Origin of the sequence: Plantactinospora sp. B6F1 (assembly GCF_040120695.1) — a bacterium.
Lineage (GTDB): Bacteria > Actinomycetota > Actinomycetes > Mycobacteriales > Micromonosporaceae > Plantactinospora.
Genome location: NZ_JBEEAC010000001.1, coordinates 588,579 through 602,009, shown reverse-complemented (window position 1 = coordinate 602,009; position 13,431 = coordinate 588,579). Strand labels below are relative to the sequence as shown.

The following is a 13,431-nucleotide window of genomic DNA, read 5'->3' as shown; positions in this document are numbered from 1 at the left end:
TACCCGGGGAATCGCCGCTCAACCAAGGGGTAAACCCCGCCGCACCGGCCGTTTTGCCCCGCCCGGCCCCACCCGCACCCCGCCGGAGGGCGGATTGTGGCATCCTGCTTCGATGCAACAGATCGACCTCGGCCTTCCGACACCGCTGCACTGGGATGTCGCACCACCCGACTGGTCACCCGACGGCGTCACCGGACTGACCGTGAGCGCGCCGGCCCAGAGCGATCTCTTCGTGGACCCGGCCGGCGGCGAGCCGGTGCTCTCCGCGCCCCGGCTGCTGGCCCCGGCACCGGAGGGCGACTTCCAGTTCTCGGCCCGGGTCAGGGTCGACTTCGCCGGCACGTACGACGCCGGCAGCCTGCTGCTCTATTCCGGCCCCCGGCACTGGGCCAAACTCGCGTACGAACGCTCACCCCAGGGCCCCGCGATGGTGGTGTCGGTGATCACCCGCGACGTCTCCGACGACGCCAACGGATTCGTGGTCGACGACGGCGCGCCGCTCTGGCTGCGAATCTCCCGGCTCGGCCCGGCCTGGGCGTTCCACGCCAGCACCGACGGGACTTTCTGGCAGTTCGTCCGGTACTTCCGGCTCGACCCGGCAGCGGCCCCACTGCGGTTCGGCCTCTCCCCGCAGTCACCGACCGGCGCCGGTTGCCCGGTCTGGTTCGACCGGATCAGCTTCTCCGCCACCCGGCTGGCCGACCTGCGGGACGGCCGCTAGCGGGGCTGACCGCCACGCAGGTCCTCCTCGATCCGCTTCGCGGTGGCGAGCAGGGGCGGCAGCAGTTCCTTGCGGATCAGCTCCGAGCTGCCCCGGCTGGCGTGCGCGGAGACGTTCACAGCGGCGATCACCGCGCCGTCGGCGTCCCGGATCGGCGCGGCGAGGGAACGCAGGCCCTCCTCCAGCTCCTGGTCGACGATCGCGTAGCCCTGGTTGCCGATCCGGTTCAGGATCGTCCGCAGCCGCGCCGGTTCGGTGACCGTACGCCGGGTGAGTGGACGCAGCTCGGCGCTGTCGAGATAGTTGTCAAGCCACGGGGCCGGCTGGGCGGCCAGCAGTACCCGCCCCATCGAGGTGGCGTACGCCGGGAACCGGGTGCCGACGCTGATCGCCACCGTCATGATCCGCTTCGTCGGCACCCGCGCGACGTAGACCACCTCGTCGCCGTCCAGTACCGACATCGAGCAGGACTCGCGCACCTCGGCGACCAGAGCCTCCATGTGCGGCTGGGCCACCTCGGGCAGGCTCAGACTGGACAGGTAGGCGTACCCGAGTTCGAGGATGCGGGCGCGCAGCGAGAAGAGCCGTCCGTCGGTGCGCATGTATCCGAGCTCGACCAGGGTGAGCAGAAATCGTCGGGCCGCCGCCCGGGTCAGCCCGGTCGCCCGGGCCACCTCGCTGAGCGTCAACTGGGGATGGTCGGCGTCGAACGCCCGGATGACCGCGAGTCCTCGCTCCAACGACTGGACGAACTCCCCGGTGCGAGCCGTCTCCTCGACCACCTCGGTCACCCGTCCTCCTTCCGCAGAGTCTCCTGGGCGACCTTGAATGCCCGGTTCGCCGCTGGAACGCCAGCGTAGACGCCCACCTGCAGCAGGACCTCCCGGACCTCCTCCCGGGTCAGCCCGTTGCGCAGCGCGGCCCGGACGTGCATCGCCAGCTCCTCGTCGTGGTGCAGGGTGGCCAGCACGGCGAGGGTGACGCAGCTGCGGGTGCGCCGGTCCAGTTCCGGCCGGGTCCAGATCTCGCCCCAGGCGTACCGGGTGATCAGGTCCTGGAAGTCCGCCGTGAACTCGTCGGTACCGGCGACGGCGCGGTCCACGTGCGCGTCGCCGAGCACCTCGCGCCGGACCGCCATGCCGGCGGCGTGCCGTCGACGATCATCCATCCGTCCGCTCCCTCCACCCACCGGGCTCCGGCACCCCCGGGGCAGGTCCGCCGTCGAGGTGCTCCAGGATCAGCCGGCCCACCTGCTCCGGTCGCTCCACGCTGGCCAGATGGGCGGCGTCGCCGACCACCCGCAGACCGGCGTCGGGAATCCGCTCGGCCAGCAACCGGGCGTGTCCGAGCGGAATCGCCGGATCGTCCCCGCCCGCGATCACCAGGGTCGGCGCGGTGATCCGGGCCAGGTCGGCCCGCAGGTCCATTCCGGCGATCGCCTCGCAGCAGCCGGCGTACCCCTCGACCGGAGTCGCGGTGAGCATCGACCGGTAGGCGGCGACCACCCCCGGGTGGCTCGCGGCGAAGCCCCGGGTGAACCACCGTCCCAGCACCGCGTCGGCGACCGCTTCCAGCCCGCCGGTCCGGGTCGCGGCGGCCCGGTCCCGCCAGCCCCGGGCCGGGCCGAGCCAGGCCGAGGTGCAGAGCAGCACCAACCGGTCGACCCGGTCGGGCGCGTTGGCGGCCAGCCACATCCCGACCATCCCGCCGAGGGAGAGCCCGGCGTACGACACCCGGGGCAGGTCGAGCTCGTCCAGCAGCCGGAGTACGGCGTGCCCGAGATCCGCGATCGTGTACGGGCCGGTCGGCACGTCGGAGTCGCCGTGCCCGAGGTGGTCGTAGCGGACCACCCGGTGCCGCCGGGTCAGCGCCGGCACCTGCGGCCGCCACATCGCCGCCGAGGTGCCCAGCGAGCTGCCGAGGAGCAGCGTCGGCGCCTCGGCCGGCCCGTCGACGCAGGCGTGCAGGGGGGATGTGTCGACGCAGGCGTGCAGGGGGGATGTGTCGACGCAGGCGTGCAGGGGGGATGTGTCGACGCAGGCGTGCATGGGGGATGTCATGTCTGGTTCTCCGGGTTCCGCTCCACCCCGCACGTCCGGTACTCCCGCAGTGCCCGGTCCACGAAGGTGCCGGCCGAACCGAGCCAGTTGGCCGGCGCGAGGGCCTGGTCCAGCTCCCGCTCGGACAGGTGTGCCCGGACGGCCGGGTCGGCCAGCAGTGCGGCCCGGAAGTCCAACGCGGCGGCCGCCCGGGCCAGCACGTCGTGCGCGTCGGCCCGGCCGAGTGCCGGCGCGAGCCGGGCCGCGACCGCCTCGGCGAGGACCCGGCCGCCGAGCGCGTCGAGGTTGTCCCGCATCCGCTCCGGACGCACGTCGAGCCGGGAGAGCAGCCGGGCGGCCCGGGCGGCCGCACCGCCGGCCAGCCGGAGCAGGTCGAGCAGCGGTTCCCACTCGGCGTGCCAGCCGCCGGTGGCCCGCTCGTGCTCCTGCACCGCGGCGGCGAAGAGCGTGCCGACCAGGTGCGGCCCGCGCCGGGCGGCAGCGCCGATCAGGACCGCGTCCACCGGGTTGCGCTTGTGCGGCATCGCCGACGAGCCGCCCCGGCCCGGACCGCCGCCCTCGGCGACCTCGGCCACCTCGGTCTGGGCGAGCAGTCCGACGTCCAGGCCGACCTTGCCGGCGGCCGCGAGCAGGCTACCGAGTGCGGCGGCCAGGTCGAGGATCGGCTGACGCCGGGTGTGCCAGGGTAACCGGGGCGCGGCGAGGCCGAGCCGGGCGGCGAACCGCGCGGTCACCTCCGGTCCGGCCGGGCCGAGCACGGCCAGCGTGCCGACCGCCCCGCCGAGCTGTGCCGGCAACGCGGCCCGGGCGGCGGCCAGCCGGGTCCGGGCGTCCAGCAGGGCGAGCAGCCAGCCGGCGGCCTTCAGGCCGAATGTGGTGGGCGCGGCCGCCTGGCCGAGGGTACGGGCCAGTGCCACGGTGTCCCGGTGCCGGTCGGCGAGCCCGGCGGTGGCGTCGAGGGCGGTGTCGAGGTGACGCAGCAGCGGCTCGCCGGCCCGGGTGGCGACCAGGACCAGCGCGGTGTCCAGCACGTCCTGGCTGGTGGCGCCGTGATGCACCCAGGGCCGGGCGGCGGCCGGTACCGCCTCGGTGAGCTGGCGGACCAGCGGCACCACCGGGTTGCCGGCGGCGTCGGCGGCCGCGGCGAGGGCGGCGAGGTCGAACCCGTCCGGGTGGCACCGCCCGGCGATCGCCGCGGCGGCCGACGCCGGCAGTACCCCACCCTCGGCCCCGGCCTCGGCGAGCGCCCGTTCCACGTCGAGCAGCGCGGTCAGCAGTGCCCGGTCGGTGAGTTCGGCGTCCACCTCGGCGGTGCCGGACAGCCCGGAGAGCAGTCCCGCGCCGGCCGCCGGCGGCTGCTCAGACCGCGAAGAAGACGGTCTCATCCGGGCCCCGCAGGTGGATGTCGAACCGGAGCCCGTCCGGCACCGGTCGGGCCACCAGGGTGGCCCGGCGGGCCGGGTCGATCGCGCCGAGCACCGGGTCGGCGGCGTTCGCCGCCGCCTCGTCCGGGAAGTAGAGCCGGGTCACCAGCCGGTGCAGCAGGCCCCGCGCGAAGATCGACAGGTTCAGGTGCGGTGCCTCAATCTCCCCGTCCGGGCCGGGCAGCGGGCCGGGCTTGAGGGTACGGATTCCGTACCGGCCGTCGGCGTCGGTGGCGCTGCGGCCGAAGCCACGGAATCCGGGCACCGTCGGCGGGCGGGCGCCCCGGGGGTCGTCCGGATGGTCGAACCGGCCGTCCGGGTCCGCCTGCCAGGTCTCCACCAGTGCGTCCGGCACCAGCGCCCCGGCGCCGTCGAAGACCTGGCCGCGGATCCAGATCGCCCCGGGGGTACCCGCCGGCACCACGTCCGGGCCGTCCGGCCAGAGCAGGCCGATGTGCAGGTACGGTCCGACCGTCTGCGCGGGGGTCGAGCCGAGCGGTGGTGCCGGGGCGAGCCCCGCCGAGCCGGCCGGTGAACCGGCGGTGTCGACGGCCGGGCCGGTACCGAACGTCGGGGTCGGGTCGGGCTGCTCAGTCATCGTCGCCGTCCTCGAAGGGTGTGGCCTCCCGGCCGCGCAGCACCAGGTCGAACTCGAAGCCGAGCGCCCACTCGGGTTCGCTCACCGCGTGGTCGTAGCGGGAGATCAGCCGTTCCCGGGCCAACGGGTCGCGGACCGAGTTGAAGATCGGGTCCTGGAAGAAGAGCGGGTCTCCGGGGAAGTACATCTGGGTGACCAGCCGTTGGATGAAGGCCTGGCCGAAGAGGGAGAAGTGGATGTGCGCCGGCCGCCAGGCGTTGGGGTGGTTCCGCCAGGGGTAGGCGCCGGGTCGCACGGTGACGAACCGGTAGTGGCCGTCCGCGTCGGTCAGCGTCCGGCCCGCCCCGGTGAAGTTCGGGTCCAGTGGTGCCGGCCAGTTGTCGCCCGCATGGCGGTACCGGCCGGCGGCGTTCGGCTGCCAGATCTCCACCAGCGTGTTCGGGATCGGCCGGCCGTCCCCGTCCAGCACCCGGCCGTGCACGATGATCCGCTGGCCCAGCGGCTCCCCGGCATGCTGGCGGGTCAGGTCGTGGTCCAACTCGCCGAGCCGGCCCTCGCCGAGCAGCGGCCCGGTGACCTCGGTCAGCCGCTGCGGCAGCACCACCAGCGGCTGCCTCGGCGCGCGCAGGGTGGTGGAACCGTAGTCGGGGAAGAGCATCGGCGGGTGGGTGTCCGGGGCGTCGTGCCGGTAGCGGGGCAACACCGGCCGGCCGGGACGGGCCGCCGGCACGCCGGGTGCGGTGGACCGGATGTGTTCGGTGGTCATGGTCGTCCTCCGTCAGGCTTCCAGTACCCGTCAGGCCTCCAGTACGACGGCCAGGCCCTGACCGACGCCGATGCAGATGGCGGCGAGGCCCAGCCCGCCTCCACGGCGATGTAGTTGCCAGGCCAGCGAACCGAGGATGCGCGACCCGGACGAACCGAGCGGGTGGCCGAGGGCGATCGCCCCGCCCTGCGGGTTGACGATCTCGGGGTCGAGGTCCTTCCACTGCGCCAGGCAGGCCAGCGACTGGGCGGCGAACGCCTCGTTCAGCTCCACCACGGCCAGGTCCGACCAGCTGATGCCGGCCCGGCGCAGCGCCTCCTCGGCGGCGCGTACCGGGCCGATCCCGAACAGTTGCGGTTCGATGCCGACGACCGCGCGGGAGACGATCCGGGCCAGCGGGGTCCGACCGGCCGCCTCGGCACCGGCCCGGTCGGCGAGCAGCAGTGCGCTCGCCCCGTCGTTGAGCGGGGAGGAGTTGCCGGCGGTCACCGTGCCGTCCGGCCGGAACACCGGCTTGAGCCGGGCCAGTGCCTCGGTGGTGGTACCCGGGCGGATGCTCTCGTCGCTCTCCAGCTCGGTACCGGGTACCGGGCTGACCTCGTCGGCGTACGCCCCGGCGGCCCACGCCCGCGCGGCCAGCCGCTGGCTGCGTACGGCGAAGGCGTCCTGCTCGTCGCGGGAGATCCCGTACCGCTGCGCGAGGATCTCGGTGCACTCGCCGAGCGAGGCGGTCCACTCGGCCGGCATCGCCGGGTTGACCATGCGCCAGCCGAGGGTGGTCGAGTGCAGGGTCTCGTGCCCGCGCGGGTAGCCGGTCTCCGGCTTGGCCAGTACCCAGGGGGCCCGGGTCATCGACTCGACGCCGCCGGCGACGCAGACCGAGGCGTCGCCGACCGCGATCGCCCGGGCCGCCCCGATCACCGCCTCCAGGCCGGAGCCGCAGAGCCGGTTCACGGTCGCGCCGGGCACCGTCGGCGGCAGCCCGGCCAGGAGTACCGCCATCCGCGCCACGTCCCGGTTCTCCTCGCCCGCACCGTTGGCGTTGCCGAGCAGTACGTCGTCGATCCGGACCGGGTCGAGCTCGGGGCTGCGCCGGGTCACCTCCCGCAGCACGTGTGCGGCGAGGTCGTCGGGGCGTACTCCGGCGAGGGCGCCGCCGTACCGGCCGATCGGGGTCCGTACGGCGTCGAGGACGTACACGTCGTTGCTCACGATGTCTCCTTACTACCCGCCGGTTGCCGGGTCGGCCCGACGCTACCGGCGGCCCCGGCCGGGGCGCCGGCCGGCGGGTGGATCGACGTCGTGCCTCCGCTCGCCAGGTCCGGCGCACCACCCACCACGCATGCCCGGGCCATCACGCATGCACAGGCCATCACGCATGCAGCGGTGCGTTCGACATGCGGACTTCCGTGCTTATCACGAACGTAATCCCCGGCCCACGATCCGTCAACGAGGTCCCCGTGCCGCTCGACGCCGTTGTGGAGAAGTTCCAAAGGGCTGGTTGACGTGAATCGGGCACTGTGCCAACGTTCCAAATGAGAACAGTCGTTCGGCTAGCGACCACCACACTCCCCGAGGTTCCTCCGGGAGCCGCTCAGCCCGGTCTCGACAGGACCGCCGGAAGCCGGGAGACCCGATGCGCCGTCTCGCCGCCACCACCGTCCTCGCCGCCCTCCTCGTCGTCGCCGGCTGCGGCTCCTCGTCCGACGACTCCTCCGGAAACGGCTCCGGAGGGGTGGACCGGGTGAAGGTCGGCCTGATCCCCATCGTCGACGTCGCCCCGCTGCACCTCGGCAACGCCAAGGGCTTCTTCAAGGAACAGAACATCGAGGTCGAGGTGGTCAACATCAGCGGCGGCTCCATCGCGGTGACCGGCGTGGTGAGCGGCCAGTTCGACTTCGCCTTCGGCAACGTCGTCTCGCTGATCACCGCCCGCTCGCAGAACATCCCGGTCAAGGCGATCACGGTGGGGAACTCCTCCACCGGCAAGCCCGGCGCGGACTTCGGCGGCGTCGTGGTGCCGCCGGACAGCCCGATCACCGACGCGGCCGGCCTGGCCGGCAAGAACATCGCGATCAACAACCTGAACAACATCACCGACACCACCACCCGGGCGTCGGTCCGCAAGGCCGGCGGCGACCCGTCGACCATCAGGTGGACCGAACTGCCCTTCCCGGACATGCCTGCGGCGGTACTGGGCAAGCGGGTCGACGCGGCCATGGTCGTCGAGCCGTTCTTCACCATCGCGCAGAACCAGGGCGCCCGGGTCGTCGCCTACAACTTCGCCGAGGCCATCCCGGACATGACGGTGGCGGCGTACTTCTGCACCGAGCAGACCATCGACCGGCGGTCCGACCTGACCGAGCGGTTCAAGGCCGCGATGGACAGGTCCCTGCGGTACGCCCGGGAGCACCCTGACGAGGCGCGCCAGGTGCTACAGACGTACACCAAGATCGACCCGGCGGTGGCCGAGAAGATAACCCTGCCGGCCTGGCCCGCCGAGATCAACCGCGCGTCGGTGCAGACCCTGGCGGACCTGATGCTGACCGACGGACTGCTCAAGGAGAAGATCGACGTCGCGGAACTGCTCCCGTGACCCGAGCCGCCACCGTGCCGCCACCCGCCGCGACCGCACCGGCGCCGGCCGGCCGGCCCGGCGGTGACGGTCGGCCGCGCGGCGGCACCCCCCTGCTCGGGCTGCTCGGCTTCGCGACCTTCCTCCTCGTGCTGGAGGCGGTGCCACGGCTCGGGCTGGTCTCGGCGAACTACCTCCCGCCGACCAGTGAGATCACCGTAGCCCTCGGGGAGCTGCTCGGCGAGCCCCGGTTCTGGACGGCGGTCACCGACACGCTGCGCGGCTGGTTCCTCGGCCTGGCGATCGCGGTCGCCCTCGGCGTACTGGTCGGCTTCGTCCTCGGCACCGTCCCGCCGCTGCGCGAGTTCACCACCTCCACCGTCGAGTTCCTCCGGCCGATCCCCTCGGTCGCGCTGATCCCGCTCGCCGTGCTGCTCTTCGGCACCGACCTGCGCTCCGTGCTCCTGCTGGTGGTCTACGCGGCGTTCTGGCAGGTGCTCGTCCAGGTGTTGTACGGCGTCCGGGACGTCGACCCGGTCGCCCGGGACACCGCGTACACCTTCGGGCTCGGCCGGTGGGCCCGGATCCGGCACCTGCTCTGGCCGACCGGGCTGCCGTACCTGCTGACCGGGGTGCGGCTCGCCGCCGCCGTGGCGCTGATCCTGGCCATCACCGCCGAGCTGATCATCGGCGCGCCGGGGTTGGGCAACGAGATCAACCGGGCACAGTCCGGTGGAGCCGTCGACTCGATGTACGCCCTGATCATCGTCACCGGCCTGCTCGGGGTGGCGGTCAACGTACTGGCCCGGCGACTCGAACGCGCGGTGCTCTCCTGGCACCCCTCGGTACGCCGTGAGGGCACCCGGTGAGACCCGGTGGCGTACTCCCCCGGCGGCGCGCAGATGCGGGCCGGCGGATCGTGGCGGTCGTCGGCCGGGCGCTGTGGTGGACGGCCGCCGTCTTCGGGCTGCCGTTCGGGCTGCTCGCCCTCTGGTGGGTGCTCTCGGCCGACAGCGAGACCTTCTACCTCCCACCGCTGTCGGAGATCCTGGCCAGCTTCGACGACGTCTGGCTGCGCAGCGACCGGCTGCGTACGGATGTGCTGCCGAGCCTGCTCCGGCTCGCCGCCGGATTCCTCCTCGCCGTCGCCGTCGGCGTCGGGCTCGGCGTCCTGATCGGCTCCTTCCGGCGGGTCCGCGCGTTCTGCGAGCCCGTGCTGGAGTTCCTCCGGGCCGTCCCGCCGCCGGTACTGGTGCCGGTGCTGATGCTCTTTGCCGGCTTCGGCGACACCATGAAGGTCCTGGTGGTGCTCTCCGGCTGTGTCTGGCCGATCCTGCTCAACACGGTGGAGGGGGTGCGGGCGGTCGACGAGGTGCTGACCGAGACCTGCCGCTGCTACGGCATCCGCGGCCCGGCCCGGCTCTGGCACCTGGTGGTCCGGTCCGCCTCCCCGCAGATCTTCACCGGCCTGCGCCAGGCCCTCTCGGTCGGCATCATCCTCATGGTGATCAGCGAGATGTTCGCCGCGAACAACGGTCTGGGCTACACCATCATCCAGTTCCAGCGGACCTTCGCGGTCACCGACATGTGGACCGGCATCCTGCTGCTGGGTCTGCTCGGCTTCCTGCTCGCCATGCTGCTGCGGCTATTCGAGCGGTCGGCGCTGCGCTGGTACCTCGGCCTCCGGCACTCACAACGAGACGATGGACACCGATGAACTCCACAGACGCCCGCCAGGCCGGCACCCCGGCCCTGCTCGACGTCCGCGCGCTGCGCAAGGTCTACACCGGACGTGGCCGGTCGGTCGAGGCGGTCCGGGACCTGACCTTCTCCGTCGGCGCCGGCGAACTCGTCTGCGTGGTGGGCCCGTCCGGCGCCGGCAAGACCACCCTGCTCAAGTGCATCGCCGGCCTGCTCCCGCCGACCTCCGGCGACCTGGTCCTGGAGGGCACCCCGGTCCGGGGTCCGTCGCCGGGCATGGCCGTGGTCTTCCAGGAGTACGGCCGCAGCCTCTTCCCCTGGATGACCGTGCAACGCAACGTCGAGCTGCCGCTGAGGCAGAAGAAGGGGCTGAGCCGGTCCCGCCGCCGGGAGCTCGTCCGGGACGCGCTCGCCGCCGTCGGTCTCGGCGACGTGCCGGGCGCCTACCCGTGGCAGCTCTCCGGCGGCATGCAGCAGCGGGTGGCGCTGGCCCGGGCGGTCGCGTACGAGCCGCACATCCTGCTGATGGACGAGCCGTTCGCGGCGGTCGACGCGCAGACCCGGGCCGACCTGGAGGACCTGGTCCGGTCGTTGTGGCAGCGCCTCGGCGTGACCATCCTCTTCGTCACGCACGACATCGACGAGGCGGTCTACCTCGGCCAGCGGGTGCTGGTGCTCTCCGGTTCGCCGACCGTGGTCCTCGACGACGTGGCGATCGACCTGCCGGCCGAGCGGGACCAGCTCGGCACCCGGTCGTCGGCCCGCTTCGCCGAGCTGCGGGCCCAGGTCTTCGGCCAGATCCAGCGGGCCAAGAGCGGCTGGCCCGCCGACCCAGGGAGGTTCCCGTGACTATTCTCGACTCGACCGACTGGTCCGGCAGGATATCCAGCGACGGCTGGGTCCGGGCCGACGGCGGCGACGCGGCCGTGCGGGAGCCGGCCACCGGCGACGAGATTGGCCGGACCGGAATCGCCAACGCCGCCGACGTGGCCCGGGCCGCCGCCAGGGCCGCCCAGGCGCAGCGCGACTGGGCCGCGACCCCCTACGACCGACGCGCCGCGGTGCTACGCCGGGCCGGGCGGTTGTGGGAGGAACACGCGGCCGAGATCGGTGACTGGATCGTCCGGGAAACCGGTTCGGTGCCGCCGAAGGCGAACCTGGAGACGGAGACCGCCGCGCAGGAGTGCTACGAGGCGGCGGCGCTCGCCTCGCAGCCGCTGGGCGAGATCATCCAGAGCGGGCAGCCCCGGCTCAGTCTGGCCCGCCGGCTGCCGGTCGGGGTGGTCGGGGTGATCTCCCCGTTCAACGTGCCGGCCATTCTCGGGATCCGCTCGGTCGCCCCGGCGCTGGCCCTGGGCAACGCGGTGCTGCTCAAGCCCGATCCGCGGACCGCCGTCGCCGGCGGGGTCGCGATCGCCCGGATCTTCGAGGAGGCGGGCCTGCCGCCGGGGGTACTGCACGTGTTGCCGGGCGGGCCGGAGGCCGGCGAGGCGCTCGTCGCCGACCCGCACGTGCGCCTGATCAGCTTCACCGGCTCGACCTCCGCCGGCCGCCAGGTCGGGCAGGCCGGCGCCCGGCATCTCAAGCGGGTACTACTGGAACTCGGCGGCAACTCGGCGCTGGTCGTCCTCGACGACGCCGACCTGGAGCTGGCGGTCTCGGCGGGTGCCTGGGGTTCGTTTCTGCACCAGGGGCAGATCTGCATGACCACCGGCCGGCACCTGGTGCACGAGTCGCTGGCCGACGAATACGTCGACCGGCTGGCCGCGAAGGCCGCACGACTACCGGTCGGCGACCCGGCCCGGGAGCAGGTCGCGCTCGGGCCGATCATCGACGAGCGGCAGCGGGACCGGATCCACTCGCTGGTCACCGCCAGCGTGGACGCCGGGGCGACCCTGGCGGCCGGCGGGACGTACGAGAACCTCTTCTACCGGCCGACGGTGCTCACCGACGTCACCCCGGCCACCCCGGCGTACGCGCACGAGGTCTTCGGCCCGGTCGCCCCGGTACTGCGCTTCGGTGACCTGGACGAGGCCGCGAAGCTCGCCGCCGACAGCGAGTACGGCCTCTCGCTCGGCATCCTCAGCCGGGACGTGATGAAGGCGCTGGCCTTTGCCGAGCGGGTGCCGAGCGGCATCGTGCACATCAACGACCAGACGGTCAGCGACGAGGCGGTCGCCCCGTTCGGCGGGGTCGCCGCCTCCGGCAACGGACCGCGACTCGGCGGGCCGGCGGCAAACCTCGCCGCGTTCACCGAGACGCAGTGGGTGACCGTGCGGGGCGACATCACGAGGTACCCCTTCTGAACCGCGATTCTCCGGTCCCGGAGGCCACCGTCGCCGATCCGGGCGGCAGGGCCCGGTTCGGGGCAGGCCGGTTCGGGGCAGGCCGGTTCGGGATGGGCCGGGGCGGCTGGCTGACGCTGCTCGGGCTGGTCCTGCTGGCGTTGAACCTGCGGGCGGCGATCGCGGCGGTCCCGCCGCTGCTGCCCGAGCTACAGGCCGACCTCGACCTGGGCCGGGGAGCGGCCGGGCTGCTCACCGCCCTGCCGGTGCTCTGCTTCGGGTTGCTCTCCCCGTTCGCCGCGCTCTTCGGCCGCCGGGTCGGCATCGAGTTCGCGCTGCTGGTCGCGATGCTCGGCATCGTGCTGGGCAGCGTGGCCCGGATCCTGCCGCACGCCGGCTGGATGTTGGCCGGCACCGCGATCATCGGCGCCGGGATCACCGTCGGCAACGTCCTGGTGCCCAGCGCGGTCAAGCGGCACTTTCCGGGCCGGGCGGGGCTGGCCACCGGGGTCAGCACCGCCGCACTGACCACCGGGGCGACCCTGGCGGCGGCGGTGAGCGCGCCGCTGGCGTACACCGTGGGGTTGGGTTGGCGGGGTTCGCTGCTGGCGTTGGGCGGACTCGCCGGGGTCGCGGCGCTCGGCTGGCTCCCCCGGGTACGTCGCCGGCACACCGCACCGGCCCCGGAGCCGCCCCGGTCCGCAGGCAGCGTGCTGCGTTCCCCGGTCACCTGGCAGCTCGCCGTCTTCATGGGTACCCAGTCGATGCTCTACTACGCGCTGCTCACCTGGCTGCCGAGCATGCTGCGGGATCACGGCGTCGAGCCGACCCGGGCGGGGGCGGCGTTGGCGGTGTTCAACCTGCTCGGGATCGGCACCGCGCTGCTGGTGCCGACGCTGGCGGTCCGCCGACCGGACCAGCGAGGGCTGGCGCTGTTGGTCTGCGCTTGCTGGGCGGTCGGCCTGGTGGGCCTGCTCGCCCTGCCGTCGCTATATCTACTCTGGACGGTGACGACCGGGCTCGCCCAAGGCGCCGCGATCAGCCTCACCCTGACCCTGCTGGTGATCCGGGCTCGCACCCCCGGGTCGGCCCGGGAACTCTCCGGTGCGGTGCAGTCGATCGGCTACCTGCTCAGCGCCACGGCCCCGGTGCTGGTCGGCGCGCTCCGGGACGCCACCACCGGCTGGGGTGTGCCGCTCGCCGTCCTGATGCTGGTGACGGTGGTGATGGCGGTGAGTGCGCTCGGTGCGGGTCGGAACCGGCAGGTGTGAGCCGCGGGTCCGGTAATTCGGGGAGGTCAC

Annotated in this window: 14 protein-coding genes; 7 read left to right on the top strand and 7 right to left on the bottom strand. The window is 73.3% G+C overall.

From position 1 onward, the window contains the following. Positions 1 to 112 precede the first annotated feature (112 nt). Positions 113 to 721: a DUF1349 domain-containing protein gene (locus ABNF97_RS02425; protein ID WP_130462870.1), complete on the top strand. Its 609-nt coding sequence runs from the start codon at positions 113 to 115 to the stop codon at positions 719 to 721. Here ABNF97_RS02425 and ABNF97_RS02420 read toward each other — a convergent pair. Genes ABNF97_RS02420 through ABNF97_RS02390 form a run of 7 tightly spaced genes read right to left on the bottom strand, consistent with a single transcriptional unit; the run spans position 718 to position 6,781 of the window. After that, complete coding sequence (locus tag ABNF97_RS02420; protein ID WP_349337499.1) at positions 718 to 1,512, bottom strand: IclR family transcriptional regulator; 795 nt, start codon at positions 1,510 to 1,512, stop codon at positions 718 to 720. The genes ABNF97_RS02425 and ABNF97_RS02420 overlap by 4 nt on opposite strands. After that, on the bottom strand, positions 1,509 to 1,889 hold the full coding sequence (gene pcaC / locus ABNF97_RS02415; protein ID WP_130462869.1) for a 4-carboxymuconolactone decarboxylase: 381 nt from the start codon (positions 1,887 to 1,889) through the stop codon (positions 1,509 to 1,511). The genes ABNF97_RS02420 and pcaC overlap by 4 nt, the downstream gene beginning before the upstream one ends. Then, positions 1,882 to 2,781 (bottom strand): 3-oxoadipate enol-lactonase, encoded by a 900-nt coding sequence (gene pcaD / locus ABNF97_RS02410; protein WP_349337498.1) that lies wholly within the window; start codon positions 2,779 to 2,781, stop codon positions 1,882 to 1,884. Before pcaD ends, pcaC begins: the two co-directional genes overlap by 8 nt. Beyond that, the gene (pcaB, locus tag ABNF97_RS02405) at positions 2,778 to 4,166 is read right to left on the bottom strand and encodes a 3-carboxy-cis,cis-muconate cycloisomerase (protein ID WP_130462867.1); all 1,389 of its coding nucleotides are present in this window, start codon (positions 4,164 to 4,166) and stop codon (positions 2,778 to 2,780) included. The genes pcaD and pcaB overlap by 4 nt, the downstream gene beginning before the upstream one ends. After that, positions 4,141 to 4,803, bottom strand: coding sequence for a protocatechuate 3,4-dioxygenase subunit alpha (pcaG, locus tag ABNF97_RS02400; protein WP_130462866.1), 663 nt, complete (start codon positions 4,801 to 4,803; stop codon positions 4,141 to 4,143). Before pcaG ends, pcaB begins: the two co-directional genes overlap by 26 nt. Then, positions 4,796 to 5,569 (bottom strand): protocatechuate 3,4-dioxygenase subunit beta, encoded by a 774-nt coding sequence (gene pcaH / locus ABNF97_RS02395; protein ID WP_349337497.1) that lies wholly within the window; start codon positions 5,567 to 5,569, stop codon positions 4,796 to 4,798. Before pcaH ends, pcaG begins: the two co-directional genes overlap by 8 nt. 30 nt (positions 5,570 to 5,599) lie before the next feature. Further along, positions 5,600 to 6,781 carry an acetyl-CoA C-acyltransferase gene (locus tag ABNF97_RS02390; protein ID WP_130462864.1) on the bottom strand — a complete coding sequence of 394 codons (1,182 nt, stop codon included), beginning with the start codon at positions 6,779 to 6,781 and terminating at the stop codon, positions 5,600 to 5,602. Between the two features lie 424 nt (positions 6,782 to 7,205). Between ABNF97_RS02390 and ABNF97_RS02385 the strand changes: the two genes are divergently transcribed. Genes ABNF97_RS02385 through ABNF97_RS02360 form a run of 6 tightly spaced genes read left to right on the top strand, consistent with a single transcriptional unit; the run spans position 7,206 to position 13,401 of the window. Next, the gene (locus ABNF97_RS02385; RefSeq protein ID WP_349337496.1) at positions 7,206 to 8,165 is read left to right on the top strand and encodes an ABC transporter substrate-binding protein; all 960 of its coding nucleotides are present in this window, start codon (positions 7,206 to 7,208) and stop codon (positions 8,163 to 8,165) included. Further along, a complete protein-coding gene (locus tag ABNF97_RS02380; protein WP_349337495.1) occupies positions 8,162 to 9,013 on the top strand; it encodes an ABC transporter permease in 852 nt (283 codons plus the stop codon). Before ABNF97_RS02385 ends, ABNF97_RS02380 begins: the two co-directional genes overlap by 4 nt. Beyond that, a complete protein-coding gene (locus tag ABNF97_RS02375) occupies positions 9,010 to 9,861 on the top strand; it encodes an ABC transporter permease (protein ID WP_349337494.1) in 852 nt (283 codons plus the stop codon). Before ABNF97_RS02380 ends, ABNF97_RS02375 begins: the two co-directional genes overlap by 4 nt. Then, entirely contained in the window at positions 9,858 to 10,694 is an 837-nt protein-coding gene (locus ABNF97_RS02370) for an ATP-binding cassette domain-containing protein (RefSeq protein WP_130462862.1), read from the top strand. Before ABNF97_RS02375 ends, ABNF97_RS02370 begins: the two co-directional genes overlap by 4 nt. After that, positions 10,691 to 12,151, top strand: coding sequence for a benzaldehyde dehydrogenase (locus ABNF97_RS02365; protein ID WP_349337493.1), 1,461 nt, complete (start codon positions 10,691 to 10,693; stop codon positions 12,149 to 12,151). The genes ABNF97_RS02370 and ABNF97_RS02365 overlap by 4 nt, the downstream gene beginning before the upstream one ends. Continuing rightward, entirely contained in the window at positions 12,109 to 13,401 is a 1,293-nt protein-coding gene (locus ABNF97_RS02360; RefSeq protein WP_349337492.1) for a CynX/NimT family MFS transporter, read from the top strand. Before ABNF97_RS02365 ends, ABNF97_RS02360 begins: the two co-directional genes overlap by 43 nt. The last annotated feature ends 30 nt before the right edge of the window (positions 13,402 to 13,431 follow it).

Coding starts and splice junctions, on each gene's coding strand:
- ABNF97_RS02385 (WP_349337496.1), top strand. CDS start 7,206: ATGCGCCGTCTCGCCGCCACCACCGTCCTCGCCGCCCTCCTCGTCGTC.
- pcaH (WP_349337497.1), bottom strand. CDS start 5,569: ATGACCACCGAACACATCCGGTCCACCGCACCCGGCGTGCCGGCGGCC.
- pcaG (WP_130462866.1), bottom strand. CDS start 4,803: ATGACTGAGCAGCCCGACCCGACCCCGACGTTCGGTACCGGCCCGGCC.
- pcaC (WP_130462869.1), bottom strand. CDS start 1,889: ATGGATGATCGTCGACGGCACGCCGCCGGCATGGCGGTCCGGCGCGAG.
- pcaD (WP_349337498.1), bottom strand. CDS start 2,781: ATGACATCCCCCATGCACGCCTGCGTCGACACATCCCCCCTGCACGCC.
- pcaB (WP_130462867.1), bottom strand. CDS start 4,166: ATGAGACCGTCTTCTTCGCGGTCTGAGCAGCCGCCGGCGGCCGGCGCG.
- ABNF97_RS02425 (WP_130462870.1), top strand. CDS start 113: ATGCAACAGATCGACCTCGGCCTTCCGACACCGCTGCACTGGGATGTC.
- ABNF97_RS02370 (WP_130462862.1), top strand. CDS start 9,858: ATGAACTCCACAGACGCCCGCCAGGCCGGCACCCCGGCCCTGCTCGAC.